The 19,963-nt window shown below is 72.5% G+C and carries 19 protein-coding genes and 1 pseudogene; 13 read left to right on the top strand and 7 right to left on the bottom strand.

All coding sequences use genetic code 11. From position 1 onward, the window contains the following. The first annotated feature begins 128 nt into the window (after nucleotides 1–128). From AB0M43_RS02185 to AB0M43_RS02165, 5 genes are all read left to right on the top strand, one after another. The gene (locus tag AB0M43_RS02185; protein WP_363720317.1) at nucleotides 129–647 is read left to right on the top strand and encodes a hypothetical protein; all 519 of its coding nucleotides are present in this window, start codon (nucleotides 129–131) and stop codon (nucleotides 645–647) included. After that, nucleotides 644–1,732, top strand: coding sequence for an efflux RND transporter periplasmic adaptor subunit (locus AB0M43_RS02180; protein ID WP_363720315.1), 1,089 nt, complete (start codon nucleotides 644–646; stop codon nucleotides 1,730–1,732). The genes AB0M43_RS02185 and AB0M43_RS02180 overlap by 4 nt, the downstream gene beginning before the upstream one ends. Before the next feature lie 23 nt (nucleotides 1,733–1,755). Then, nucleotides 1,756–2,442 carry an ABC transporter ATP-binding protein gene (locus tag AB0M43_RS02175; RefSeq protein ID WP_363720932.1) on the top strand — a complete coding sequence of 229 codons (687 nt, stop codon included), beginning with the start codon at nucleotides 1,756–1,758 and terminating at the stop codon, nucleotides 2,440–2,442. Continuing rightward, nucleotides 2,429–3,646, top strand: coding sequence for an ABC transporter permease (locus AB0M43_RS02170; RefSeq protein WP_363720313.1), 1,218 nt, complete (start codon nucleotides 2,429–2,431; stop codon nucleotides 3,644–3,646). The genes AB0M43_RS02175 and AB0M43_RS02170 overlap by 14 nt, the downstream gene beginning before the upstream one ends. A 238-nt stretch (nucleotides 3,647–3,884) precedes the next feature. Next, nucleotides 3,885–5,354 carry a S8 family serine peptidase gene (locus AB0M43_RS02165; RefSeq protein ID WP_363720311.1) on the top strand — a complete coding sequence of 490 codons (1,470 nt, stop codon included), beginning with the start codon at nucleotides 3,885–3,887 and terminating at the stop codon, nucleotides 5,352–5,354. 265 nt (nucleotides 5,355–5,619) lie between these two features. Here the strand turns inward: AB0M43_RS02165 and AB0M43_RS02160 are convergent, their stop codons facing one another. Continuing rightward, a complete protein-coding gene (locus AB0M43_RS02160) occupies nucleotides 5,620–6,858 on the bottom strand; it encodes an ROK family transcriptional regulator (RefSeq protein WP_363720309.1) in 1,239 nt (412 codons plus the stop codon). Between the two features lie 189 nt (nucleotides 6,859–7,047). Here AB0M43_RS02160 and AB0M43_RS02155 point away from each other — a divergent pair, with 189 nt between their 5' ends. From AB0M43_RS02155 to AB0M43_RS02145, 3 genes are all read left to right on the top strand, one after another. Further along, nucleotides 7,048–8,100 carry a hypothetical protein gene (locus tag AB0M43_RS02155; protein ID WP_363720307.1) on the top strand — a complete coding sequence of 351 codons (1,053 nt, stop codon included), beginning with the start codon at nucleotides 7,048–7,050 and terminating at the stop codon, nucleotides 8,098–8,100. A 364-nt stretch (nucleotides 8,101–8,464) separates the two neighbouring features. Then, nucleotides 8,465–11,026, top strand: coding sequence for an alpha-N-acetylglucosaminidase TIM-barrel domain-containing protein (locus AB0M43_RS02150; RefSeq protein ID WP_363720305.1), 2,562 nt, complete (start codon nucleotides 8,465–8,467; stop codon nucleotides 11,024–11,026). A gap of 159 nt (nucleotides 11,027–11,185) precedes the next feature. Beyond that, nucleotides 11,186–11,587 (top strand): hypothetical protein, encoded by a 402-nt coding sequence (locus tag AB0M43_RS02145; RefSeq protein WP_363720303.1) that lies wholly within the window; start codon nucleotides 11,186–11,188, stop codon nucleotides 11,585–11,587. A 99-nt stretch (nucleotides 11,588–11,686) separates the two neighbouring features. On the opposite strand, the gene AB0M43_RS02140 is transcribed toward AB0M43_RS02145, so the two are convergent. From AB0M43_RS02140 to AB0M43_RS02115, 6 genes are all read right to left on the bottom strand, one after another. Continuing rightward, nucleotides 11,687–12,106: an Rrf2 family transcriptional regulator gene (locus tag AB0M43_RS02140; RefSeq protein WP_363720301.1), complete on the bottom strand. Its 420-nt coding sequence runs from the start codon at nucleotides 12,104–12,106 to the stop codon at nucleotides 11,687–11,689. A gap of 118 nt (nucleotides 12,107–12,224) precedes the next feature. Continuing rightward, complete coding sequence (locus AB0M43_RS02135; protein WP_363720299.1) at nucleotides 12,225–13,205, bottom strand: sulfate ABC transporter ATP-binding protein; 981 nt, start codon at nucleotides 13,203–13,205, stop codon at nucleotides 12,225–12,227. Continuing rightward, complete coding sequence (locus tag AB0M43_RS02130; protein WP_363720297.1) at nucleotides 13,202–14,026, bottom strand: sulfate ABC transporter permease subunit; 825 nt, start codon at nucleotides 14,024–14,026, stop codon at nucleotides 13,202–13,204. Before AB0M43_RS02130 ends, AB0M43_RS02135 begins: the two co-directional genes overlap by 4 nt. Then, complete coding sequence (gene cysT, locus AB0M43_RS02125; protein ID WP_363720295.1) at nucleotides 14,019–14,870, bottom strand: sulfate ABC transporter permease subunit CysT; 852 nt, start codon at nucleotides 14,868–14,870, stop codon at nucleotides 14,019–14,021. Before cysT ends, AB0M43_RS02130 begins: the two co-directional genes overlap by 8 nt. Further along, nucleotides 14,867–15,889, bottom strand: coding sequence for a sulfate ABC transporter substrate-binding protein (locus AB0M43_RS02120; RefSeq protein ID WP_363720293.1), 1,023 nt, complete (start codon nucleotides 15,887–15,889; stop codon nucleotides 14,867–14,869). Before AB0M43_RS02120 ends, cysT begins: the two co-directional genes overlap by 4 nt. A gap of 512 nt (nucleotides 15,890–16,401) precedes the next feature. Beyond that, nucleotides 16,402–16,581, bottom strand: a complete 180-nt coding sequence (locus AB0M43_RS02115; protein ID WP_363720931.1) for a LuxR C-terminal-related transcriptional regulator — start codon at nucleotides 16,579–16,581, stop codon at nucleotides 16,402–16,404. 146 nt (nucleotides 16,582–16,727) lie between these two features. On the opposite strand from AB0M43_RS02115, the gene AB0M43_RS02110 reads away from it, so the two are divergent. The 5 genes and pseudogenes from AB0M43_RS02110 to AB0M43_RS02090 all read left to right on the top strand — a co-directional run bounded on the left by AB0M43_RS02110 (nucleotide 16,728) and on the right by AB0M43_RS02090 (nucleotide 19,958). After that, entirely contained in the window at nucleotides 16,728–17,315 is a 588-nt protein-coding gene (locus AB0M43_RS02110; RefSeq protein WP_363720291.1) for a DUF4352 domain-containing protein, read from the top strand. 97 nt (nucleotides 17,316–17,412) lie between these two features. Continuing rightward, nucleotides 17,413–17,910 (top strand): annotated as a pseudogene (locus AB0M43_RS02105) (asparaginase domain-containing protein); the annotation flags it as partial. Beyond that, nucleotides 17,877–18,392 carry a hypothetical protein gene (locus AB0M43_RS02100; protein ID WP_363720929.1) on the top strand — a complete coding sequence of 172 codons (516 nt, stop codon included), beginning with the start codon at nucleotides 17,877–17,879 and terminating at the stop codon, nucleotides 18,390–18,392. The pseudogene AB0M43_RS02105 and the gene AB0M43_RS02100, both read left to right, overlap by 34 nt. Before the next feature lie 67 nt (nucleotides 18,393–18,459). Continuing rightward, a complete protein-coding gene (locus AB0M43_RS02095; protein WP_363720289.1) occupies nucleotides 18,460–18,819 on the top strand; it encodes a helix-turn-helix transcriptional regulator in 360 nt (119 codons plus the stop codon). Beyond that, nucleotides 18,816–19,958 carry a hypothetical protein gene (locus AB0M43_RS02090; RefSeq protein WP_363720287.1) on the top strand — a complete coding sequence of 381 codons (1,143 nt, stop codon included), beginning with the start codon at nucleotides 18,816–18,818 and terminating at the stop codon, nucleotides 19,956–19,958. The genes AB0M43_RS02095 and AB0M43_RS02090 overlap by 4 nt, the downstream gene beginning before the upstream one ends. The last annotated feature ends 5 nt before the right edge of the window (nucleotides 19,959–19,963 follow it).

The raw sequence follows: 19,963 nt of genomic DNA, 5'->3' as shown, positions 1-19,963 counted from the left end.
TGTGCCGATCCTGCCACAGTCCGTGTAGGCCCCGGATAAATCATGCGTTGACGCCCGCGATACCGGCCCCCCGGTGCACTGAGGACCGACCGTCGAGAGCGGCGGCACGACGAGAGGGGCGCGGACTCATGAGGAAACGGTGGACATGGGCGGCCGTCGCCGCGGCGGTGGTCGTCGCGGCGGCGGGTTGCGGCAGCTCACCCGGTCCCGGATCCAAGGTCGCCACCGGAGGCGGAACCCCGACCGTGGCGGCCAGCGCCGGCGCGGGGGACATGATGGCGTTCGCCAGGTGCATGCGCGAGCACGGCGTACCCATGGTCGACCCGCAGCCCGGCAGGGTCGGCGAGGTCGGGGCCGGCACCGACCGGGCGACGACGGAGAAGGCGCAGAAGGCGTGCGAGGCGTTCCTGCCCCCGGTCGACGCGCGCGGCACGAAGCCCGACCCGAAGTTGCAGGGACAGATGCTCGCCTACGCCAAGTGCATGCGGGACAACGGGGTGGACTATCCGGACCCGGTGTTCGACCCGAACGGTGGGATGTCCATGGCCCAGGCGCCCGGGGTCTCGGCGGACGACCCGAAGGTGCGGGCCGCGATGAAACAGTGCGACAAGATCATGCTGGGTACGTCCGCCGGGGGCACGCCGTGACCGTCGACGTCGGCGACCTGCGCGAACCGGACCGGCGCCGGTCGAGAAGATGGTGGTGGTCCGCCGGTGTCGCCGTGGCCACCGTGGGCCTGGCCGCCGCCGGACTGCCGCTCGCCGGCCGGGGACACGGCGAGGCGGCGGACGACGGCCCGCCCGTGACCACCGCGCCGGTGACCCTCCGCGACCAGCAGGAGACCGCCCAGGCCACCGGCAGCCTCGGCTACGGCGAGGTCACCCCGCTGCCCAACCACGTCCAGGGCACCCTCACGTGGGCGGCCCCCACCGGCACGACGGTGCGCCCCGGCGGCGTGCTCTACCGGGTGGACGACAAACCGGTCCTGCTCCTGACCGGCTCCACGCCGACGTACCGGTCCCTGGCCGTCGACACCCGGGGACCCGACGTCCGGCAACTCGAGACCAGCCTCGCCGCCCTCGGATACACCGGCTTCACCGTCGACGACGCCTACACCGACGCCACCGCCGCCGCGGTGAGGAAGTGGCGCAAGGCGGTGGGACTGTCCGCCGCGGGCACCGTCGCCGCCGGCGAGATCACCTTCGCTCCCGGGCCCGTGCGGGTCGCCGAACACAAGGTCCAGCCGGGCGGCCTCGCCCAGTCCGGCCAACCCGTCCTGGCCACGACCGGCACCGCCCACGTGGTCACCGTCGACCTCAAGGTGAGCCTGCAGGCGCTGGCCCGCACGGGCACGGCCGTCACCGTGCAACTGCCCACCGGGCCCGCGCCGGGCACGGTCACCACGGTCGGCACCGTCGCGCACAAGGTCGAAGGGGGCTCGGGGGACCTCGCGATCCCCGTCACGATCACGCTGACCGACGACAAGCCCGACGCCACCATCGACCAGACCCCCGTCCAGGTGCGGTTCGTCAGCGACACCCACAAGGGCGTCCTCACCGTCCCCGTCGCGGCCCTCCTGGCCCTCAGCGAGGGCGGATACGGCGTCGCCGTCGTCGACAACGGCCGGCGGACCATCGTCGCCGTGCGCACCGGCATCTACGCCGCCGGCCACGTCGAGATCACCGGCGACGGCGTGCGCGAAGGCGCCCTGGTGGAGGTGCCGGCACCGTGACCGCCCACAGCACCCCACGTCCGGTGGCCGAGCTGCGCGCCGTCACCCGCAGCTACCCCGGCCACCCGCCCGTGCGCGCCCTCCAGGGCGTGGACCTCGCGATCGGGCCCGGCGAACTCGTGTCGATCGTCGGCGCGTCCGGCTCCGGCAAGTCCACCATGCTGCACCTGCTCGGCACCCTAGACCGGCCGACCACCGGAGAGGTCGTCATCGCCGGCCATCCCGTCAGCCAGCTCACCGACCGCCAACTGTCCGTCGTCCGCGCCCGGTGGATCGGATTCGTCTTCCAGCAGTTCTTCCTCGCCCCGGGGGTCCGTGCCCTGGACAACGTCGCCGACGGACTCCTCTACTCCGGCACCCCCCGACGGCAGCGACGCGACCGGGCGGCCGAGGCCCTCGACCGGGTCGGACTCGGCCACCGGACCACCCACCGACCACACGAACTCTCCGGCGGCGAACGGCAACGCGTCGCCGTCGCCCGGGCCGTCGTCGGCGCGCCCGCGATGCTGCTGGCCGACGAACCCACCGGCAACCTCGACAGCGCGGCGGGCGCCGACGTGCTCGCGGCGCTCCTGGACCTGCACGCCCACGGCACCACCGTCGTGCTCGTCACCCACAACGCGGACATCGCCGCCAGGGCCCCGCGCCGGATCACGATGCGCGACGGCCTGATCCACACCATGACGGGAGCCGACGATGGACGACACTGACGCCACGACCCGCACCCTGCGCCCCGCCCGGCTGTCACCGGGCGACGTGGCCAGGGTCGCCAGCGGCGGCCTGCGGACCCGGCCGCTGCGGGTCGTCCTGTCCGCGCTCGGCATCGCGATCGGCATCGGGGCCATGGTTTCCGTGATCGGCGTGTCCGCGTCCAGCCGGGCGGAACTGACCGCGCGGCTCGACAGACTCGGAACCAACCTGCTCACCGTCACCCCCGGCAAGTCCCTGTTCGGGGAGACCTCCCGGCTGCCCAAGGAATCCGTCGCCATGGTCCGACGCATCGGACCCGTCACCACCGTCAGCGCCACCGGCTCCGTGGCCGCCACCGTGCGGCGTACCGATCGGATCCCCGACGGCGAGACCGGCGGCCTGTCGGTCAGGGCCGCCCGGACCGACCTCCTCGACACCGTCGGCGGCAGCACCGCGCGCGGCGTCTGGCTCAACGCGGCCACCGCCCACTACCCCGCGACCGTCCTGGGCGCCACGGCGGCACGACGCCTCGGCGTCACCACCCCCGACGCGCGGACCCAGGTCTGGCTGGGCAACCGCTGGTTCGCCGTCATCGGCGTCCTCAGTCCCGTCGACCTGGCCCCCGAGCTCGACACCGCGGCGCTCGTCGGGTTCGACGTCGCGGAGCGGTACCTCGCCTTCGACGGGCACCCCAGCGTCCTCTACGAACGGTCGGCGGACACGGAGGTCGAACAGGTCCGCGCCGTCCTGCCCCGCACCGTCAACCCGCAGCACCCCGAGGAGGTCGCGGTCAGCCGGCCCTCCGACGCGTTGAGCGCCAGGGCGGCGGCGGACACGACCTTCACCGGACTGATCCTCGGACTCGGCGCCGTGGCGCTGCTGGTCGGTGGCGTCGGCATCGCCAACACCATGGTGATCTCGGTACTCGAACGGCGCGGGGAGGTCGGGCTGCGCCGCGCGCTCGGAGCCACCCGGGCCCAGATCGCGGTGCAGTTCCTCGCGGAGTCACTGTTGCTCTCGCTTCTCGGCGGAGCCGCCGGGGCGGCGCTGGGCGCGGCCGTCACCATCGGGTACGCCGCCCTGCGGGACTGGCCGACGGATGTTCCCGCGTGGTCCCTCGCCGGCGGGGTCGCCGCGACCCTCGCGATCGGCACCCTGGCCGGCCTGTATCCGGCGGTCCGGGCGGCCAGGCTGGCGCCGACCGAGGCACTGGGATCGGGCTGATCGCCACGGTCCCGGCGACGGCGCCCGCCGTCCGGGCGCGTTCTGGCCGCTCCGCCGCCCGTGGCCGCTCCGCCCGTGGCGCGGGGCCGGGACGCGCCGGACCCGCGCGAGAGTCTGGACACTCTGGATCACGGCGGAGCCTCCGAAGGGACGCCTATAGTTCGACGCACCGGTGGTGACGCCGGTGTGCGAGGGGCGGCTGTCGTCGGCATGCCCAACCTCTCGTCAGGAGAAGTCCTTGTTCAACCACATCTCCGCAGTGCTGCTCGGTGTGGCCCTGATCGTTCCCCCGCCGTCCCCGGAGTCACCCGCCGAGGGCTATCTCGTCGCGCTGCGGCCGTCGCCGACCCTGGCGGCAGCGGACGTCGGCCCCCTCGCCGCGGATCTCGTCGGCCGGCACGGCGGCAGGATCAAGAGCACCTTCCGCCTGGTACTGAAGGGTTTCGCCGCCCGGATGACACCGGCGCAGGCGCACCGGATGGCCGCCGACCCCCGCGTCGCCCGGATCGAGCCGGACACGATGGTGAGCGTCGCCGGGACCCAGACGAACGCGCCCTGGCACCTCGACCGGATCGACCAGCGCGCCCTGCCGCTGTCGACGACCTACACCTATCCGAACACCGGTGCCGGGGTCAACGTGTACGTGCTCGACACGGGGATCCGGACGACGCACCAGGAGTTCGGTGGCCGGGCCCGGCACGGGAGGGACACCGTGGACGACGACGGCGACGCCACCGACTGCCACGGACACGGCACGCACGTCGCCGGGATCGCCGGCGGCTCGACGTACGGGGTCGCCAAGGGCGTGACCCTGCACGCCGTGCGGGTGATCCCGTGCACCGGCACCGGACCCAAGTCCGACGTCATCGAGGGCATCGAATGGGTCACCGCCAACGCGGTCAGACCGGCCGTGGTGAACATGAGCCTGCGCGGGGAAGCCTCCGACATCGAGGACGCCGCGATCCGTGCCTCGATCGCCGCCGGCCTGACGTACGTCGCGGGGGCGGGCAACGACACCGCCAACGCGTGCGGCTACTCGCCCGGCCGGATGCCGGAGGTGCTGACCGTCGGCAACACCACCAGCTCCGACGCCCGGTACAGCTCCTCGAACACCGGCTCGTGCCTGGATGTCTTCGCGCCCGGTACCAATGTGAAGTCCGCCTGGCACGACAACGACACGGCGACCTTCACCGCCACCGGCACCTCGATGGCCACGCCGATGGTGACGGGGGCGGTGGCGCTGGAACTGGCCGCCGATCCGGGCGCGACACCCGCCCAGCTGCACGCCGCGATCGTCGGCTGTGCCACGCCCGGTCTGGTCTCCGGTGCCGGAACCGGATCACCGAACCGGCTGCTGCACGTGAACTGCGGAGCCCTGGAGAACCCCACGGACGTCCCGATCCCGGACTGGGGCACCGCGACCAGCCCGATCACGGTCAGTCGTGGCGGCAACGCCCCGGTGGTGCTGACGGTGTCGGTCAAGGTGGTCCACCCGTACCGGGGGGACCTGGCGCTGGACCTGGTCGCGCCGGACGGCACGGTCTATCCGCTCAAGCCCGCCCAGATCGCCGACCTGGCCGACAACGTCGACGCCAGCTACACCGTGGACGCCTCGGCCGAGCTGGCGGCGGGGGAGTGGCGGCTCCGGGCCCGGGACACCGTCGGCTTCGACACCGGTCACGTCGACTGGTGGCGGCTGGGACTCTAGGTACCGGTCGGGAGCCGGGGCGAGGGTGATCTGAACGCTGTGGGTGGCGCCGCTGGAGGTGGCGTCACCCACAGCGGCCTGTCACGGGGCGGCCCGGATACATCCCCGAGCTCACGCTGCCCCAGCCCCAGCCCCAGCCCCAGCCCCAGCCCAGCCCCGACCGGGCCGGGCAGGTCCGGTCCGGTCCGGTCCGGGTCGGGCAGGGCAGGGCAGGGGCGGGGCGGGGCCGGATCGAGGCGGGTCGGACCAGCCCCCACGATCCGGGTCAGGGTGAGGTCGTGAGGCGGTCGGCCGTGGCGTCGAGCGCGTGGCGGACGGCGCCGAGTGCGACCGCGTCCTCGCCGAGGCTGGAGGCGCGCAGGCTGGTGGCGGACAGGGTGCGGCCGGCGAGGTGCCGTCGGATGGGTTCGAGGAGGGTCTCGCCGGCGAGGGACAGCCCGCCGCCGATCACGACCTGTTCGGGGTCGAGGAGCAGGATGAGGGCGCTGAGCCCCTGGGCGAACCGGGCGGCGACGCGGTCGATGACGGCGGCGGCGGTGGGGTTGCCCGCGGCGGCGGCCGTGAACAGGCCGGTGATGTCGCGGTCGCCGGGGCGGGTGAGTTGGGCGTGCAGGCCGGGGTCGCGGCCGCCGGCGGTCATGGCGACGGCGAGTTCGTGGATGGCTGCGGCTCCGACGAGGCGTTCGAAGGGGCCGGTGCCTTCGTTGGCGGCGGGCCTGCCGGTGGGGTCGTTGGGGGGTAGTCCGAGGTCGAGGAAGCCGAGTTCGCCGGCGGCGGCGTGTGCTCCCCGGTAGGGTGCGCCGTCGATGATGAGGCCGGTGCCGATGCGTTCGCCCCATTGGACGAAGACGAGGGATTCGACGCCGATGGCGGTGCCGCGCCAGCGTTCGGCGAGGACGGCGAGGTTGACGTCGTTGTCGATGAGGACGGGGCAGTGCAGTTGGTCGCGGAGCTGTGGCACGACGGGCAGGCCGGCCCAGCCGGGGATGCTGGGGGCGAGCAGGACCTCGCCGTGGTCGCGGTCGACGATGCCGGGCGTGCCGACGCACACGGCCCACAGGTCGGCGTGGGTGAGGTCGGAGGCGGTCACGGCCTGGTCGAGGGCGGTGGAGACGAGGTCGAACACGTCCGGCCCGGTGGCTCCCGGTGGGGTGGCGATCCGGTGGGTGGTGAGGATCTTGCCGGCGAGGTCGGCGATCTTGATGAGGATCTTGTGCGGGCCGACGTCGACGCCGGCGACGTGGCCGAGTTCGGCGCGGAACCGGGCGCGTTGGGCGGGCCGGCCGATGCGGGTGGTTTCGTCGGCGACGAGTTCGACGAGGTCGGCGTCGCGGAGGTCGGCCAGGGCGCGGGTGACGGCGGGCCGGGACAGGCCGGTGCTGGTCACCAGGTCGGTCAGTCGCGCGGTGGCGCCGTCGGCCTGGCGGAGCGCGGTGAGCACGGCGGTGACGTTGATCTGCCGGAGCACGTGCGGCCCGGTGGCGGCCGGCGCTGAGGTGGTCACGGGGCTCCTTCGCCGGATCGAGTATTGACAGTGCATTGCCTCGAGCGCATAGTAACGTACATTACGTTAATAATTCAAGGTTGGGGCGGACCCGGGTCCGCGTCGACCTCCGGAGTGCTGGGCGTCGCCGACGACCGGAGCACCGCCCCCGCATGCCGTTCCCTTCGGATCCCGAAAGGTCGAACCGCCATGAGAGCGAACCTCACCACCGTCGACCCGACCGCCGGGTACCTCGCGGGCGGCGAACCCGTGCGTCGTCCCCAGGACGAACCGGCACCCGCCCAGGGCCTGCTCGACGAGATCGCCACAGCGGTGTCCCTCAACCAACCGGCCAGGCTGGCATTCCTGCTCGACCGGTTCGTCTCCGGGGTGCGCCGGGTCTGCCCGCCGCGTCCCGGTACCCGGCGCCCGGAGCGCGGTTCGCTCGGTCAGGTCCTGGGTCAGCTGCTCCAGGTCGAGCGGGCGCTGCGCGAGGAGGAGTCCACCGTCGCGAGCGCGGGCGCCTGGCGCGACGTGTCGGGTGCCTACTCCGCGCTGGGCATGCACGCCAAGGCGATGGGCGCCGCGCACCACGCCTCCCGGGTCGGTCTGGCGGCCGGACAGCCGGAGGAGGCGGGCGCGTGCCTCGTCGGCAGGGTGCGTTCGGCTGTGGCCGCCGACCAGCGCGGTGACGCCGACGGGGCGGTCCGCGACCTGCGCAACCTCCTCGTCCACGCCCGCAGGCTCGAGGACCTGACCGCACCCCGCGACCTGGCCTACCTGCGGTACGCGGTGCACCGCCTCGCGGCCCTGGGCCATCCCGTCACGGTCGACGTGACACCCGTCGCGGATCCCGGCGATCCGACGATCCGTCCACTGAACACGCTCATCGAGGTCTGCGACGCCATCGCGGCGGACCGTCCCGGCCGCGCGGTCGGTCTCCTCGACGCCCTCGCCCCGGCGCCGGAGGTCCTCGGGGAGGCCGAGGTGCCACGGCTGCGTTCGCTCGCCCTGCGCGCCGCCGGGGACCAGTCCGGTGCCCTCGCGGCCGAGCGGGCGGCGCACCGCGCGACGAGGGCGCACGACCAGCGGCTCGTGGACTGGCTCACGGCCGCCGTCAGCGCGACCATGGAGCGCGACTGGCTCCGCGACTCGGCGGACCACTACCGGCTCCAGGCCAGGTCCGCGGTGCAGTTGGGGCCGACCCCGGCCGGCTGGGCGGTCACGCCGGATGTGCGCCACCGGCCGGTGCCGGCCCCGTGACCGGTCCGGGCGACCAGGCGGACCAGGTCGACTGACGGCCACGCCACCCCTCGAAAGCTGACCGGCCCGGGTGACCGGGAGGGACCTGGGTCTGTCCACAGTGGGCGCCGCCGAGCCGCGACCCTCCCGCCCAGGACGCCGCGATCGGAACGGGCCTTCGGCGTGCCCTGGAACGTGCGGGCCCGTCCGCACCGCCGCCGGGCGAGGTCCGGGCGTGCCGTCGCACTCGTTCTCGAATGGGGCCCGATGTGCTGTTTGCGCAGGCGGGCGGCGTGCCACTCCCACGGAAAGGGTTGACACTCACCAATGCGGTACCCATATTAAAGAACGATGCATTACTAAAGCGAGAGAGGCTGTTGAGCCGATGAGAACGCTTCGAGCACGGGCCGCCGCGGGTGTGGCCCTGGCACTGACAACACTGGTCGCGACGCTGGCGACCCCCTCCTCCGCCGACGCCGCCGGAGCGTTCGACACCGCCCCGGCCGCCGCCTCCCTCGGGCGGCTCCTGCCCCAGCACGCGGCCCAGTTCACCTTCGACGCGGTCGCCCGCCCGGCCACGGGGGACTACTTCGCGGTCTCCGGGACCGCCGGCGCGGTGAAGGTCCAGGGCACCAGCCCGGCCGTGCTGCTGACCGGCGTGAACTGGTACCTGAAGTACGTCGCCAAGGTCGATCTCGGCTGGCCCGGCGACAGCCTGTCCCGGCTGCCCGCCACCCTGCCGGCCCCCACCGGCACCCTGCGCCAGGACGCGGTCGTGCCGCACCGGTTCGCCCTCAACGACACCGACGACGGGTACTCCGGCGCCTACCGCGACTGGGCCGCCCTCGAGCGCCAGATCGACCTGCTCGCCCTGCACGGCGCCAACGAGGTGCTCGTCCAGACAGGCACCGACGCCGCCTACTACGCGACCCTGCAGGAATTCGGCTACACCAAGGCCGAGCTCCAGGAATGGATCCCGGGCCCCGCGCACCAGCCGTGGTGGTTGCTGCAGAACATGTCCGGCATCGCCGGCCCGATCACCGAGGCCCAGCTCACCGCCCGCGCGGCCCTGGGCAAGAAGATCGTCAACCGGGTCAAGGAACTGGGCATGACCCCCGTGCTCCCCGGCTACTTCGGCACCGTGCCCACCGACTTCTCCACCCGCAACGGTGGCGTCAACGTCGTCGCGCAGGGCGACTGGCAGAAGGTCACCCGCCCGTCCTGGCTCGACCCGCGCAGCTCCGTGTACGCGCAGGTCGCGGCCCGCTTCTACGCGCACCAGCGCACGCTGCTGGGTGACTCCACGATGTACAAGATGGAGCTGCTGCACGAGGGCGGCAAACCCGGCAACGTGCCCGTCGGCGACGCGGCCCGTGGCGTGTTCACCGCACTGGACACCGCGCGGCCCGGCGCGACCTGGGTTCTCCTCGGCTGGCTGTCCAACCCGCAGGCCGCGATCCTGGACAACGTCGACCACAACCGGCTGTTCATCGTCGACGGACTCTCCGACCGCAAACTCGACACGAACCGTGAGGTCAGCTTCAAGGGCGTGCCGTACGCGTTCGGCACGATCCCCAACTTCGGCGGGCACACCACCATCGGCGCGAACACCGGCGTGTGGGCCACCCGGTTCAACGAATGGCGCACGAAGCCCGGCAGCGCCCTGAAGGGCATCGCCTACATGCCGGAGGGCACGGGCACCGACCCGGCCACGTTCGAGCTGTTCATGGAACTGGCCTGGCGCACCGGCCCCCTCGACCAGACAGCCTGGTTCACCGCCTACGCCGCCCGCCGCTACGGCACCACCGACCCGCACGCGGCGGCGGCGTGGGACCTGCTGCGCCAAGGCCCGTACAGCATGCCGGCCGGCGACTCCAGCGAATCGCAGGACAGCCTGTTCGCGGCCCGCCCCAGCCTGACCGTGTTCTCGGCCGCCGCGTTCAGCCCGACCGGGATGCGCTACAACTCGGCCACGGTGCAGCGGGCGCTCACCGAACTCCTCGCCGTGCCAGCGGCCCAACGCACCACCGACGCGTACCGCTACGACGCGGTCCACCTGGCCCGCCAGGCCCTGGCCAACCGCAGCCGGGTCCTGCTCCCGCAGCTCAGGGCCGCCTACGACGCGAGGGACCTGGCGAAGTTCCGCCAGCTGCGCACCGAGTGGTCCGGCGACCTCGCCCTCCTCGACCAGCTCCTCGGCTCCGACAAGCGGTTCCTCCTCGGCACCTGGCTCGCCGGCTCGACCGCGACCGCCGCCGCCGAGTACGACGCCCGCTCGATCATCACCACCTGGGGCCCCCGGATCGCCAGCACCGACGGCTACCTGCGGGACTACGCCAACCGGGAGCTGTCCGGCCTGGTCGCGGACTTCTACGCCATGCGGTGGGACAGGTACCTCGACAGCGTCGACGCCGCCCTCGTAGCCGGCGGGAGCCCGGCCGCGATCGACTGGTTCGCCGTCGAGGACACCTGGAACAGGGAACGCAAGACCTACACCACCACCCCGACCGGCGACCCCTACACCCTGGCGGCCCAGGTCCGCGACAACCTGCCCGCCGTGGCCCCCGCCGGACCCGTGATCGGCGCGTCCGGCAGGTGCGCGGACGTCACCGGCGGCAGCTCCGCCGACCGCACGGCCCTGCAGATCTACGACTGCACCGGCGCGGCGGCCGAGACGTGGACCGCGCCCGGCGACAAGACGCTGCGCGCCTTCGGCAAGTGCATGGACGCCCGCGACGGGGCCACCGTCCCCGGCACCGTCGTACAGCTCTACCGCTGCAACAGCACCCCCGCCCAGGGCTGGACCTGGCAGGCCGACAAGACCCTGAGGAACACCAAGTCGGGCCTGTGCCTCGATACGGAAGGCGCCGGCACAGTCAACCAGACCCGCCTGCTGCTGCAAACCTGCACCGCCAGCGCCAGTCAACGCTGGAACGTGCCGGCCTGACAGGTGGATGGCGGCCGAGCCCACCGGCCGCCACCCACCGAACGCGAACCGCGCTGCCACGGATGCCCCGGAACGGGGGCGCGTGGCAGCGCGGTGGCCGTGCGGAGGTGAGTAGGCGTACTCAGGACGCGCGGAGGGTGCCCGCGTAGGTTGGCCGTTGTGACCTCAACACGTACCCGTATTCAGGTAGTGGGCATCGTCCTCGTCGCCGTGCTGGCCGCGCTGGTGTGGTTCGGCTGGCTCGGCTGGGACACCGAGTACCAGGTGGACCCCGCGACGAACGAGACGACCGGCCCCTACGAACCGTGGCAGGTGATCGGCTGCGCGGCCTCGCTGCTGGTGCTGCTGGTGGGCGCCGTACTGGCGGGAGTACGTCCGCTGCTGGCCTCCGCCGCGCTGACCCTGGCCTTCACGGCGGCCTGGACGTTCCAGGCGGCCGCCACCGACGACACCGGTCTGTTCGCCGTCGGCGCGCTGTTGGTCCTGGTCGGATTGGCGGTGTCCAGCACCGTCGTGTCCCTCGTGACGGCGGGACTCCGCCGCACCACGCACCGGCCCTGAGAGGGCGTGGGCGGGAGCAGGGTCCGACCCGGCGGGCCACCCGACGGCGGGCGGCCCGGCCGTCAGGGGCGATCCTGACGGTGCCATGGTCTGCGCTTTTCATGCCGCCGTGGCGGAACCCTCGCCGTGCAGCAGGTCGTGGAGGGTGGTGCTGTCGAGCAGCTGGTGGGTCGTGTGCCGCAGCGCCGCCCAGAGTCCGGGCAGGCTGGTGGCGGCGCCGTCGTAGGTGACGGTGTCCGGGGGCATCCGGCGGATGCTGCTCAGGGGGCCGCTGACCGCGCGCATGATGTCGCCGACCGTGATGTCGGTGGCGGGCCTGGCGAGGCTGTATCCGCCGTCGGAGCCCTGGCGGCTGGTGATGAGTTCCGCGTTGCGCAGGTCGGTGAGGATCGGCGGGAGGTAGGTGACGGGAATGTTCTGCCGGGTGGCCATCTCGATCGTCTTGACGGGTCCGCCGCCGTCCGCCGCGATCGCGAGCATGGCCTGGACGGCGTAGTCGTCTCTTACTGTGATGTGCACGGCATCGCGGTTTTCTGCGTGAGTTCGGCTCCGGGCGCGCGGCTGGGCGCCGGGCGGCCTCCCGGGCGTCGCGGGCCGGCGTGGTACCGGCGCGGACGCGGGGGAGGCCCGCCGCGGATCAGGTCGTGTGCAGGCTGTGCGACTTGCTCGGGTGGATCTGGGGGGCGTGCTGGACGTGGACGGTCGAGCCGGTCTCCACGCCGAGGGACAGGAACTCGTTGCGGGTCAGGGTCGCGGTGATGACCTGCTCGGCGGCGGTGGTGATCTCGGCGCGGATCTCGAAGCCGACCCGGGTGACCCGGCTGACGCGCCCGGTGACGGCGTCCGGACCGGGGTCGCCGGTGTGCAGTTGCAGGTCGTGCGGGCGGACGAGCAGCTCGCCGAGCTGGGTGACAGGGCCGAGGAAGCTCATCACGAAGTCGTTGGCGGGCTGGTCGTAGAGCTCGTCGGGGGAGCCGATCTGCTCGATGCGGCCCTCGTTGATGACCACGATCTTGTCGGCGACCTCCAGGGCCTCCTCCTGGTCGTGGGTGACGAAGACGGTGGTCACGTTGACCTCGTCGTGCAGGCGGCGCAGCCAGTCCCGGAGCTCCTTGCGCACCTTCGCGTCCAGCGCCCCGAACGGCTCGTCCAGCAGCAGCACGGTGGGCTCGATCGCCAGGGCGCGGGCGAGGGCCATCCGCTGGCGCTGCCCGCCGGACAGCTGCGACGGCAGCCGGTCGGCGAACTGGAGCAGGTGCACGAGGGAGAGCAGTTCGTCGACCCGGGCCCGGATCTCGTCCTTGGGCCGCTTGCGGATCTCCAGCCCGAAGGCGACGTTGCGCCGCACCGACAGGTGCTTGAACGCCGCGTAGTGCTGGAACACGAAGCCGACGTTGCGCTTCTGCGGCGGCAGGTCGGTGGCGTCGAGACCCTCGATGTCGACCTTGCCGCTGTCGGCCTGCTCCAGGCCGGCGATGATGCGCAACAGGGTCGACTTGCCGCCGCCAGAGGGCCCGAGGAGGGCCGTGAGCTGCCCGGACGGGATGCTCACCGATACGTTGTCCAGAGCGGTGAAGCTCCCGAAACGCTTGCTGACGTTTGCGATCTCGATGCTCAACGGTCTTCCTTAGGCCGGAGGACGGATACGGCGATGATGGCGGCCACGGCCACGAGGGCGAGCAGGAACGCGGTGGCGTACGCGCCGCCCTTGTCGAAGTTGAGGTACTTCTCCTCCACCACGAGGGTCGCGGTACGGGTCTCGCCGAGGACGTTGCCGGACACGACCTTGACCGCGCCGAACTCGCCGAGCGACCGCGCCAGGCTGAGCACGACCCCGTAGGTGACGCCCCACTTGATGGCGGGCAGGGTGATCCGCCGGAACGTCTGGATGGCGTTGGCGCCCAGGCTGCGCGCCGCCTGTTCCTGGTCGTCGCCGATCTCCTCCAGCACCGGCACCACCTCGCGGATCACCAGCGGGAGGGCGACGAAGACGGTGGCCAGCACGATCCCCGGGGTGGCGAAGATGATCTGGAAGCCGGCGCTCTCCAGGCTGGGGCCGAACCAACCGTTGCGGCCGCCGTACACGAGCACGAGGGCCAGGCCGACGACGATCGGCGAGACCGACAACGGCATGTCCAGCATGGCGCTCAGCAGCCGCTTGCCCGGGAACTGGTAGCGCACCAGCAGGAGCGAGATCCCCACCCCGAACACGGTGTTGATGACGACGGCGATGATCGCGACCCGCACGGTGAGCGCCAGCGCGTGCACGCTGTCGGGGTCGTCGAGGATGCCGGTGATGTTGTCCAGGCCCCCGCTGAGGGCGTTCTTGCCGACCAGGAACACCGGCCACGCCACCAACAGGACCAGGTACGTCACGACCACGGCCCGCAGGACGAACCGGGAGGGGCCCCGGCGGGTGTGCTGACTGCTGCTAGCCACGGCGGACCATCCTTCGCTGGAGCACGTCGAGGACGACGATGACGGCGAAGGAGATCACCAACAGGATCGTGGCGACCGCGGCGGCGCTGTCCAGGTTGTCGTTCTCGATACTGCTGAGAATCCGCACCGAGGTGACCTCCGTCTTCATCGGCAGGTTGCCCGACAGCAGGACGAGGGAGCCGTACTCGCTGACGCCCCGGGCGAACGACAGGGCGGCCCCGGCCGCGATGGCGGGCGTCAACGCCGGCAGGATGATCCGCCGGAAGACGGTGAAGCGGCTGGCGCCCAGGGACGCCGCGGCCTCCTCCGCCTCCTTGTCGAGCTCGGCCAGGACCGGCTGCACGGTGCGGACCACGAACGGCAGGGTGACGAACAGGAAGGCGAGGAACACCGCGGCCCGGGTGTTGGCGATGTTGACGCCCAGGGGGCTGTTGTTGCCGTACAGGGACAGCAGCACGAGCCCGGCGACGATGGTGGGCAGGGCGAACGGGAGGTCGATGAGGACCTCCAGGACCCGCTTGCCGAAGAACCGGTCGCGGACCAGTACCCACGCGATCAGGGTGCCCATGATCACGTTGACGACGGTCACGGCGGCGGCGGCGCCGACGGTGAGTCCGATCGCGGCGACGGTCTGCTCGTTGGTCACCGCCTGCCAGAACTGGTCCCAGCCGCCCGTCGTCGCGGTCACGACGACCGCGGCGAGGGGGATGAGGACCAGCAGGCTGAACCACATCATGGCCACCCCGAGACCCAGGCCGGACACCCGGGTCAGGCGGCGACCGCCCCGGCCCAGTCGGCGCTCACGCGCGGACTGGGCCGGGGCGACGGTGGCCGCCGAGGTCATTTCGCCTTGCCAGATGCGGCGATGATCTTCACGATCAGGCCGTTCTTCTCGTCGAAGTACTTCTTCGACAGGGCCGACCAGCTCTCGAAGTCCTTCGACACCGTCAGCAGCTTCTTGGGCGTCGGGAACGGGTTCTTCGGGTCCGGCACGCCCTGGATGCCCTCGGTGCTGACGCCCTGGGTGATCGGCCGGAAGCCCTTGAGCGCGAACTGCCGCTGGCCGTCCTTGCTCAGCACGTAGTCCAGCCACGGCTTGGCCTTGGGGTTGGCGTTCGTCGTGATCGCGCCCGGGTTCTCGATCAGCAGCGTGGTGTCCGGGATGATCCAGTCCAGCTTCTCGCCGGCCTGGGTGGCCAGGATCGCCTCGTTCTCGTACGCCAGCAGCACGTCGCCGGTGCCACCGACGAAGCTGGTCGTGGCGTCGCGGCCGCTGCCGGGCAGGGAGACCACGTTGGCGAACAGCTTCGTCAGGAACTCGGCGGCCTGCGCGTCGGTGCCGCCGTTGGCGGTGACGTGGCCCCAGGCGGCCAGCGCGTTCCACCGGGCCGCGCCGGACGAGGCCGGGTTCGGGGTGACGATCCCGATGCCGGGCTTGATCAGGTCGTCCCAGCCCTTGATGTTCTTCGGGTTGCCCTTACGCACGGCCAGGACCACGACCGAGGAGGACACGATGCCCTTGTTGGGGCCGCTGTTCCAGCTGGGGTCCACGAGCTTCGCGTCCACCAGCCGGGTCACGTCGCTGGACACCGAGAAGTGCACGTAGTCGGCCTTCAGGCCGTTGACCACCGCGCGGCTCTGGTCGCCGGAGGCGCCGTAGGAGGTCTGGAACTTGACGTTCTTGCCCTCCGCGGTCTTGTTCCACTGGGCGGCGATCGCCTTGTTGGCCGCCTCCGGCACCGCGTAGCCCACAATGGACAGGGTGGTGGTCTCCGCCGCGGCCTCGTTGCCCCCGCCGCAGCCGGCCAGTGCCAGGCTGGCGGCTATCGCGGCAGCGGCCGTCACTCTGATGCGGTACTTCATGTAGAACATTTCCTCCTCAGCGCGTTCCCGCGCACCGAACGATCCCGGGCCACTGTGCGAGGCAACCGCGGCTACAGACGTCTCATGAATGTCGTGTTGGTTGCCGCGCTCGGGCTGGAATGTCCTGCCCCGACGATCCTGTGAGGGGCGGTGGACCACGCCGGCCGAGCGGGCACTGAGAATATCCCACTAAACCACTAGGTTTTCAAGGGAAGGTGCGGCCGCATCCCAGGTGCCGGACATCACCCGGAGGTCCATCCGCATTCATCCGTTTGATGCCGAGGGTTAGGCCCGTAAATGGCCTGTTAAAGACCCCGGTTTGCGATTCGGGTACGACTGTCTGCGGTACCCGCACCGCATACGTGTTCGGGGCCAATGCCCGTCCGTCGATATCTGTCACGAGAATGCGTGGATTGATGGCTCGGCGGGAAAACTCCGCGGTTCGATGGGCCGTCACTCTTGCCACGCTATGGGCGAATCAGCCGTGGCCGGTGTCGCGGGCCGCCCGATTGTCAGGTGTCGGTACGGGTCGGGGACCCGAACGCGCGGCGGGACGTCACCCCGAGTTTGCGCATCGCCCGGGCGACGTGTTCCTCCACGGTGCGCTCGGACAGGAACAGGGTCGTGGCGATCTCCCGGTTGGTGTGCCCGAGCCCGGCGAGCCGCACCACGTCGCGTTCCCGGGGCGACAGTTCCGTGCCGTAGCCGCGCCGGCCCCGGCGACCGCATGAGGGGGCTCACACGACTGCCCGCCGCCGGTGTCACGAAAGTGTCATGAAGTGGTCGCCAGACTCGACGTCGTAACCCTGAGTACATCCCTACCCTGAAGGACCCTGCCATGAATGTGCCCCTGTCCGCCGTGTCCGTCCGTCGCCTCGCGGCCGTCTCCCTGGCCGGCCTGGTCGGGCTCGGCCTGCTGTCCGGGTGCGGAGGCTCGGACAGCAAGTCGGACAAGCCCGAGGTCAAGACCTCCACGACGGGTACGCCGGGCGCGGCGTCGACCACCGGCGCCCCGGCTGCCGGCTCGGCGGCCAAGCTCGGCTCCCCGGTGGAGGTCACGGTCGGCTCCACGAAGCTGAAGGTCACCGTCAGTGACGTCAAGCCGGAGAACCCGGCCACCGAGGAGCCGTTCAAGACCAGGGGCAAGAAGTACGCCACGGCCAAGGTCGAGATCGAGCACGTCGGCGGACCGGCGCTGGAGGTCGAGGCCAACACGCTGTTCCGGCTGGTGACCAAGGACGCCCGGCAGTTCAAGGCCGACCTGCTCGGCGGCCTGGCCTTCGCGGGCGCGCTGGAGGACGGCACCCTGGAGCCGGGCAAGAAGCTCGCCGGCCTCCTGGTGTTCGGCGCCGAACCGGCCCAGGTCACCGGTGCCCGGCTCCAGATCCTGGACAAGGAGAACGCGGTCGGCACCTGGGCGGTCTGACCCACCCGGCACCCGTACCACCGGCCGGGGTGGGTCCGCCCGGGCGTGGGTAGCATGATCCACGCGGATCGGCGCGGTACCAGGGGGATGTGCGGTCATGGGTGTGGCGTTCTTCGCCCTCGGCGGCACGATCTCGATGGCCGGTGCCGACGGCGGCTCCGTGACCCGCCTGGGTGCCGCCCAGTTGGCCGCCGCCGTGCCCGGTCTGGCGGAGCTGGGCGTGGCCCTCGACGTGCGCGACATCGACGCGGTGCCCAGCGGGAACCTGACGTTCGCCCAGGTCCTCGACGTGGTGGACCGCGCGGCGGACGCGGTCTCCCGGGGTGCCGCCGGCGTGGTGGTCTCCCAGGGCACCGACACCATGGAGGAGACCGCGTTCCTGGCGGACCTGGTGTGGGACCGCCCCGAGCCGCTCGTGTTCACCGGCGCGATGCGCAACCCGACCCTCGCCGGCCCGGACGGGCCGGCGAACCTGCTGGCCGCCGTCGCGGTCGCCGCCGACCCGGCCGCGCGGGACCTGGGCGTCCTGCTGGTGTTCGCCGACGAGGTGCACGCCGCGCGGTGGGCGCGCAAGACGCACAGCACCAGTACCGCGACGTTCGCGTCCCCGAACACCGGCCCGCTCGGCCACGTGGTGGAGCGCCGGGTACGGCTGCTGGGCGGCCTGCCCCGGCCCGCCGCCCTACCCCGGCCGGACCCCGGCGCGCTGGCCGCCGTCCGGGTCGGGCTGCACACGGTCACCCTCGACGACGACGCGGCGTGGCTGGCCGGGCTCGCGGACACCCACCAGGGCCTGGTCGTCGCGGGCTTCGGTGTCGGGCACGTCCCGGCCGCGCTGGCCCCGTGCTGGGCGCGCTCGCCGAGCGGATCCCGGTGGTGCTCACGTCGCGGACCGGCGCGGGCTCGGTGCTGGCGGGCACGTACAGAGCGGTCGGTTCGGAGTCGGACCTGGCGCGGCGGGGGCTGCTCAACGGCGGGTTCCTGCACCCGTACCAGGCTCGGGTGCTGCTGCGGGTGCTGCTGGCGGGCGGCGCCGACCGGGACCGGATCGCCGCGGTCCTCTCCGAACGGGGCTGAGCCGGCGAGGGCCCCGCCCGGGTCACCGCCGTTGACGGCATAGTCAGATCATCTTAATATGCTGGGTATGACGGCACGGATGCGCGAACCCACGTTCTGGATCCTCACCGCCCTGGCCACCGAGCCGCGCCACGGCTACGGCGTGATCCAGGAGGCCGCCCGGCTCTCCGACGACCAGGTCCGACTCCAGCCCGGCACCCTCTACGCGGCCCTCGACCGCCTCGACGCCGAGGGCCTCGTGGAGGTCGACCGCGACGAGACCGTCGACGGCCGCAACCGGCGCTACTACCGGCTGACCGACGACGGGGCCCGCGCGCTGGAAGCGGAGACCGAACGCCTGCGGCACAGCGCCGACGCGGCGCGGAGCCAGCTCGCGGCCCGCCGCCGGTTCGGCCTCGGGCCCACCGCCGCGCGGCAGGGGACATGACCGACACCCTGAGCCGGCGGTACCGGCTGCTGCTGCGCGCCTACCCGCCCGGCCCCCGCCGCGTCGAACTCCTCGACACGCTCCTGGACCTCGCGGCCCCCGGCCGGCGCGCACCCACCGCCCGCGAGACCGCCAACCTGCTCCGGCACGGGCTCCGGGCCCGGCTCGGCCGTCCCCGCAGCCGCGGTGTGGTCGTGTTCGCCGTCCTCGTCGCGGTGACCCTCGGCTTCCTCGGCGCGGCCGGCGCGCACCGGCTGGCCTGGGAGACCGCCCGGCCGTTGCCCACGGGCGCGGAGGCCGAAAGCCTCAAGGCGGCGGCGTTCCCGGGCCTGGCGGTCCGGGGCGACGACGGTGCCCCGCTGTTCGAGACCGAGATCGGCGAGTCCATGCCGGAGTACGGATCGGCGCGCTACCGGGTCGAGCCCACCGCCGCCACCCGCGACTTCCGGGCCTACGGCGAGGCCGCCCGGGACCGGCTGCGCGCGGCCGGTTGGCGGATCCGCGCCGAGGGCACGCCGTTCCTCTACCCGCGGGCGGACCCCGAGGCCCACGAGAGAGGGCAGCGGATCTGGGAGTTCTGGGCCACCCGCGACGGCCTGGCCCTCACGTTCACGGTCTCCCACGAGTCGGAGGTCGACCCGCGGCACGCCGACCGGGCGGAGCTGGTGGTGTCGCGCACCGCGCCGGCGTGGACCGGACCCGCCGGGGCCCTCGGCGCGATCCTCGGCGCCCTGGCGGGCTGGTTCCTCACCGGCTGGGTCAGCCGCCGCACCGAGGGCCGGACGGTGGCCAGCGTCGTGGTGAGCACCGCGACGGCCCTCGCCCTGCTCCAACTGGCGGTGCCGTGGCTCCTGCTGGCCTCGCTCCTGCTCCGGTTGGGCGCGCCCGACCAGCCGGAATTGCGGCCGACGGATCCCTTCTGGACGGCGATGTTCCTCTTCGGACGCGAGCTGCCGGAGAACGCCGCGAAACTCGGCGTCCTGGTCCTCGCCGTCGCGGCCTGGCCACTCCGCTGGACCCGCCGCCGGGACCCGGCCCGCCGCCGTTCCCCCCGACTGGTGCCGGCGGTGACGGTCGCGGCGGTCGGCACCCTGACGGTGGCCGGCCTGCTGGTCTACGGGATGGGGCTGGGCCGCTGAGGTCC

This window comes from Longispora sp. NPDC051575, assembly GCF_040681875.1.
In the GTDB taxonomy this organism is placed as follows: domain Bacteria; phylum Actinomycetota; class Actinomycetes; order Mycobacteriales; family Micromonosporaceae; genus Longispora.
Note: the sequence above shows the minus strand (reverse complement) of the source record. Positions and strands in the feature narration are given on the sequence as shown.

Excerpts from the sequence above, each read along its gene's own strand:
- AB0M43_RS02185 (WP_363720317.1), top strand. The coding sequence starts at position 129 with ATGAGGAAACGGTGGACATGGGCGGCCGTCGCCGCGGCGGTGGTCGTC.
- AB0M43_RS02170 (WP_363720313.1), top strand. The coding sequence starts at position 2,429 with ATGGACGACACTGACGCCACGACCCGCACCCTGCGCCCCGCCCGGCTG.
- AB0M43_RS02155 (WP_363720307.1), top strand. The coding sequence starts at position 7,048 with ATGAGAGCGAACCTCACCACCGTCGACCCGACCGCCGGGTACCTCGCG.
- AB0M43_RS02150 (WP_363720305.1), top strand. The coding sequence starts at position 8,465 with ATGAGAACGCTTCGAGCACGGGCCGCCGCGGGTGTGGCCCTGGCACTG.
- cysT (WP_363720295.1), bottom strand. The coding sequence starts at position 14,870 with ATGACCTCGGCGGCCACCGTCGCCCCGGCCCAGTCCGCGCGTGAGCGC.
- AB0M43_RS02120 (WP_363720293.1), bottom strand. The coding sequence starts at position 15,889 with ATGAAGTACCGCATCAGAGTGACGGCCGCTGCCGCGATAGCCGCCAGC.
- AB0M43_RS02110 (WP_363720291.1), top strand. The coding sequence starts at position 16,728 with ATGAATGTGCCCCTGTCCGCCGTGTCCGTCCGTCGCCTCGCGGCCGTC.
- AB0M43_RS02095 (WP_363720289.1), top strand. The coding sequence starts at position 18,460 with ATGACGGCACGGATGCGCGAACCCACGTTCTGGATCCTCACCGCCCTG.
- AB0M43_RS02090 (WP_363720287.1), top strand. The coding sequence starts at position 18,816 with ATGACCGACACCCTGAGCCGGCGGTACCGGCTGCTGCTGCGCGCCTAC.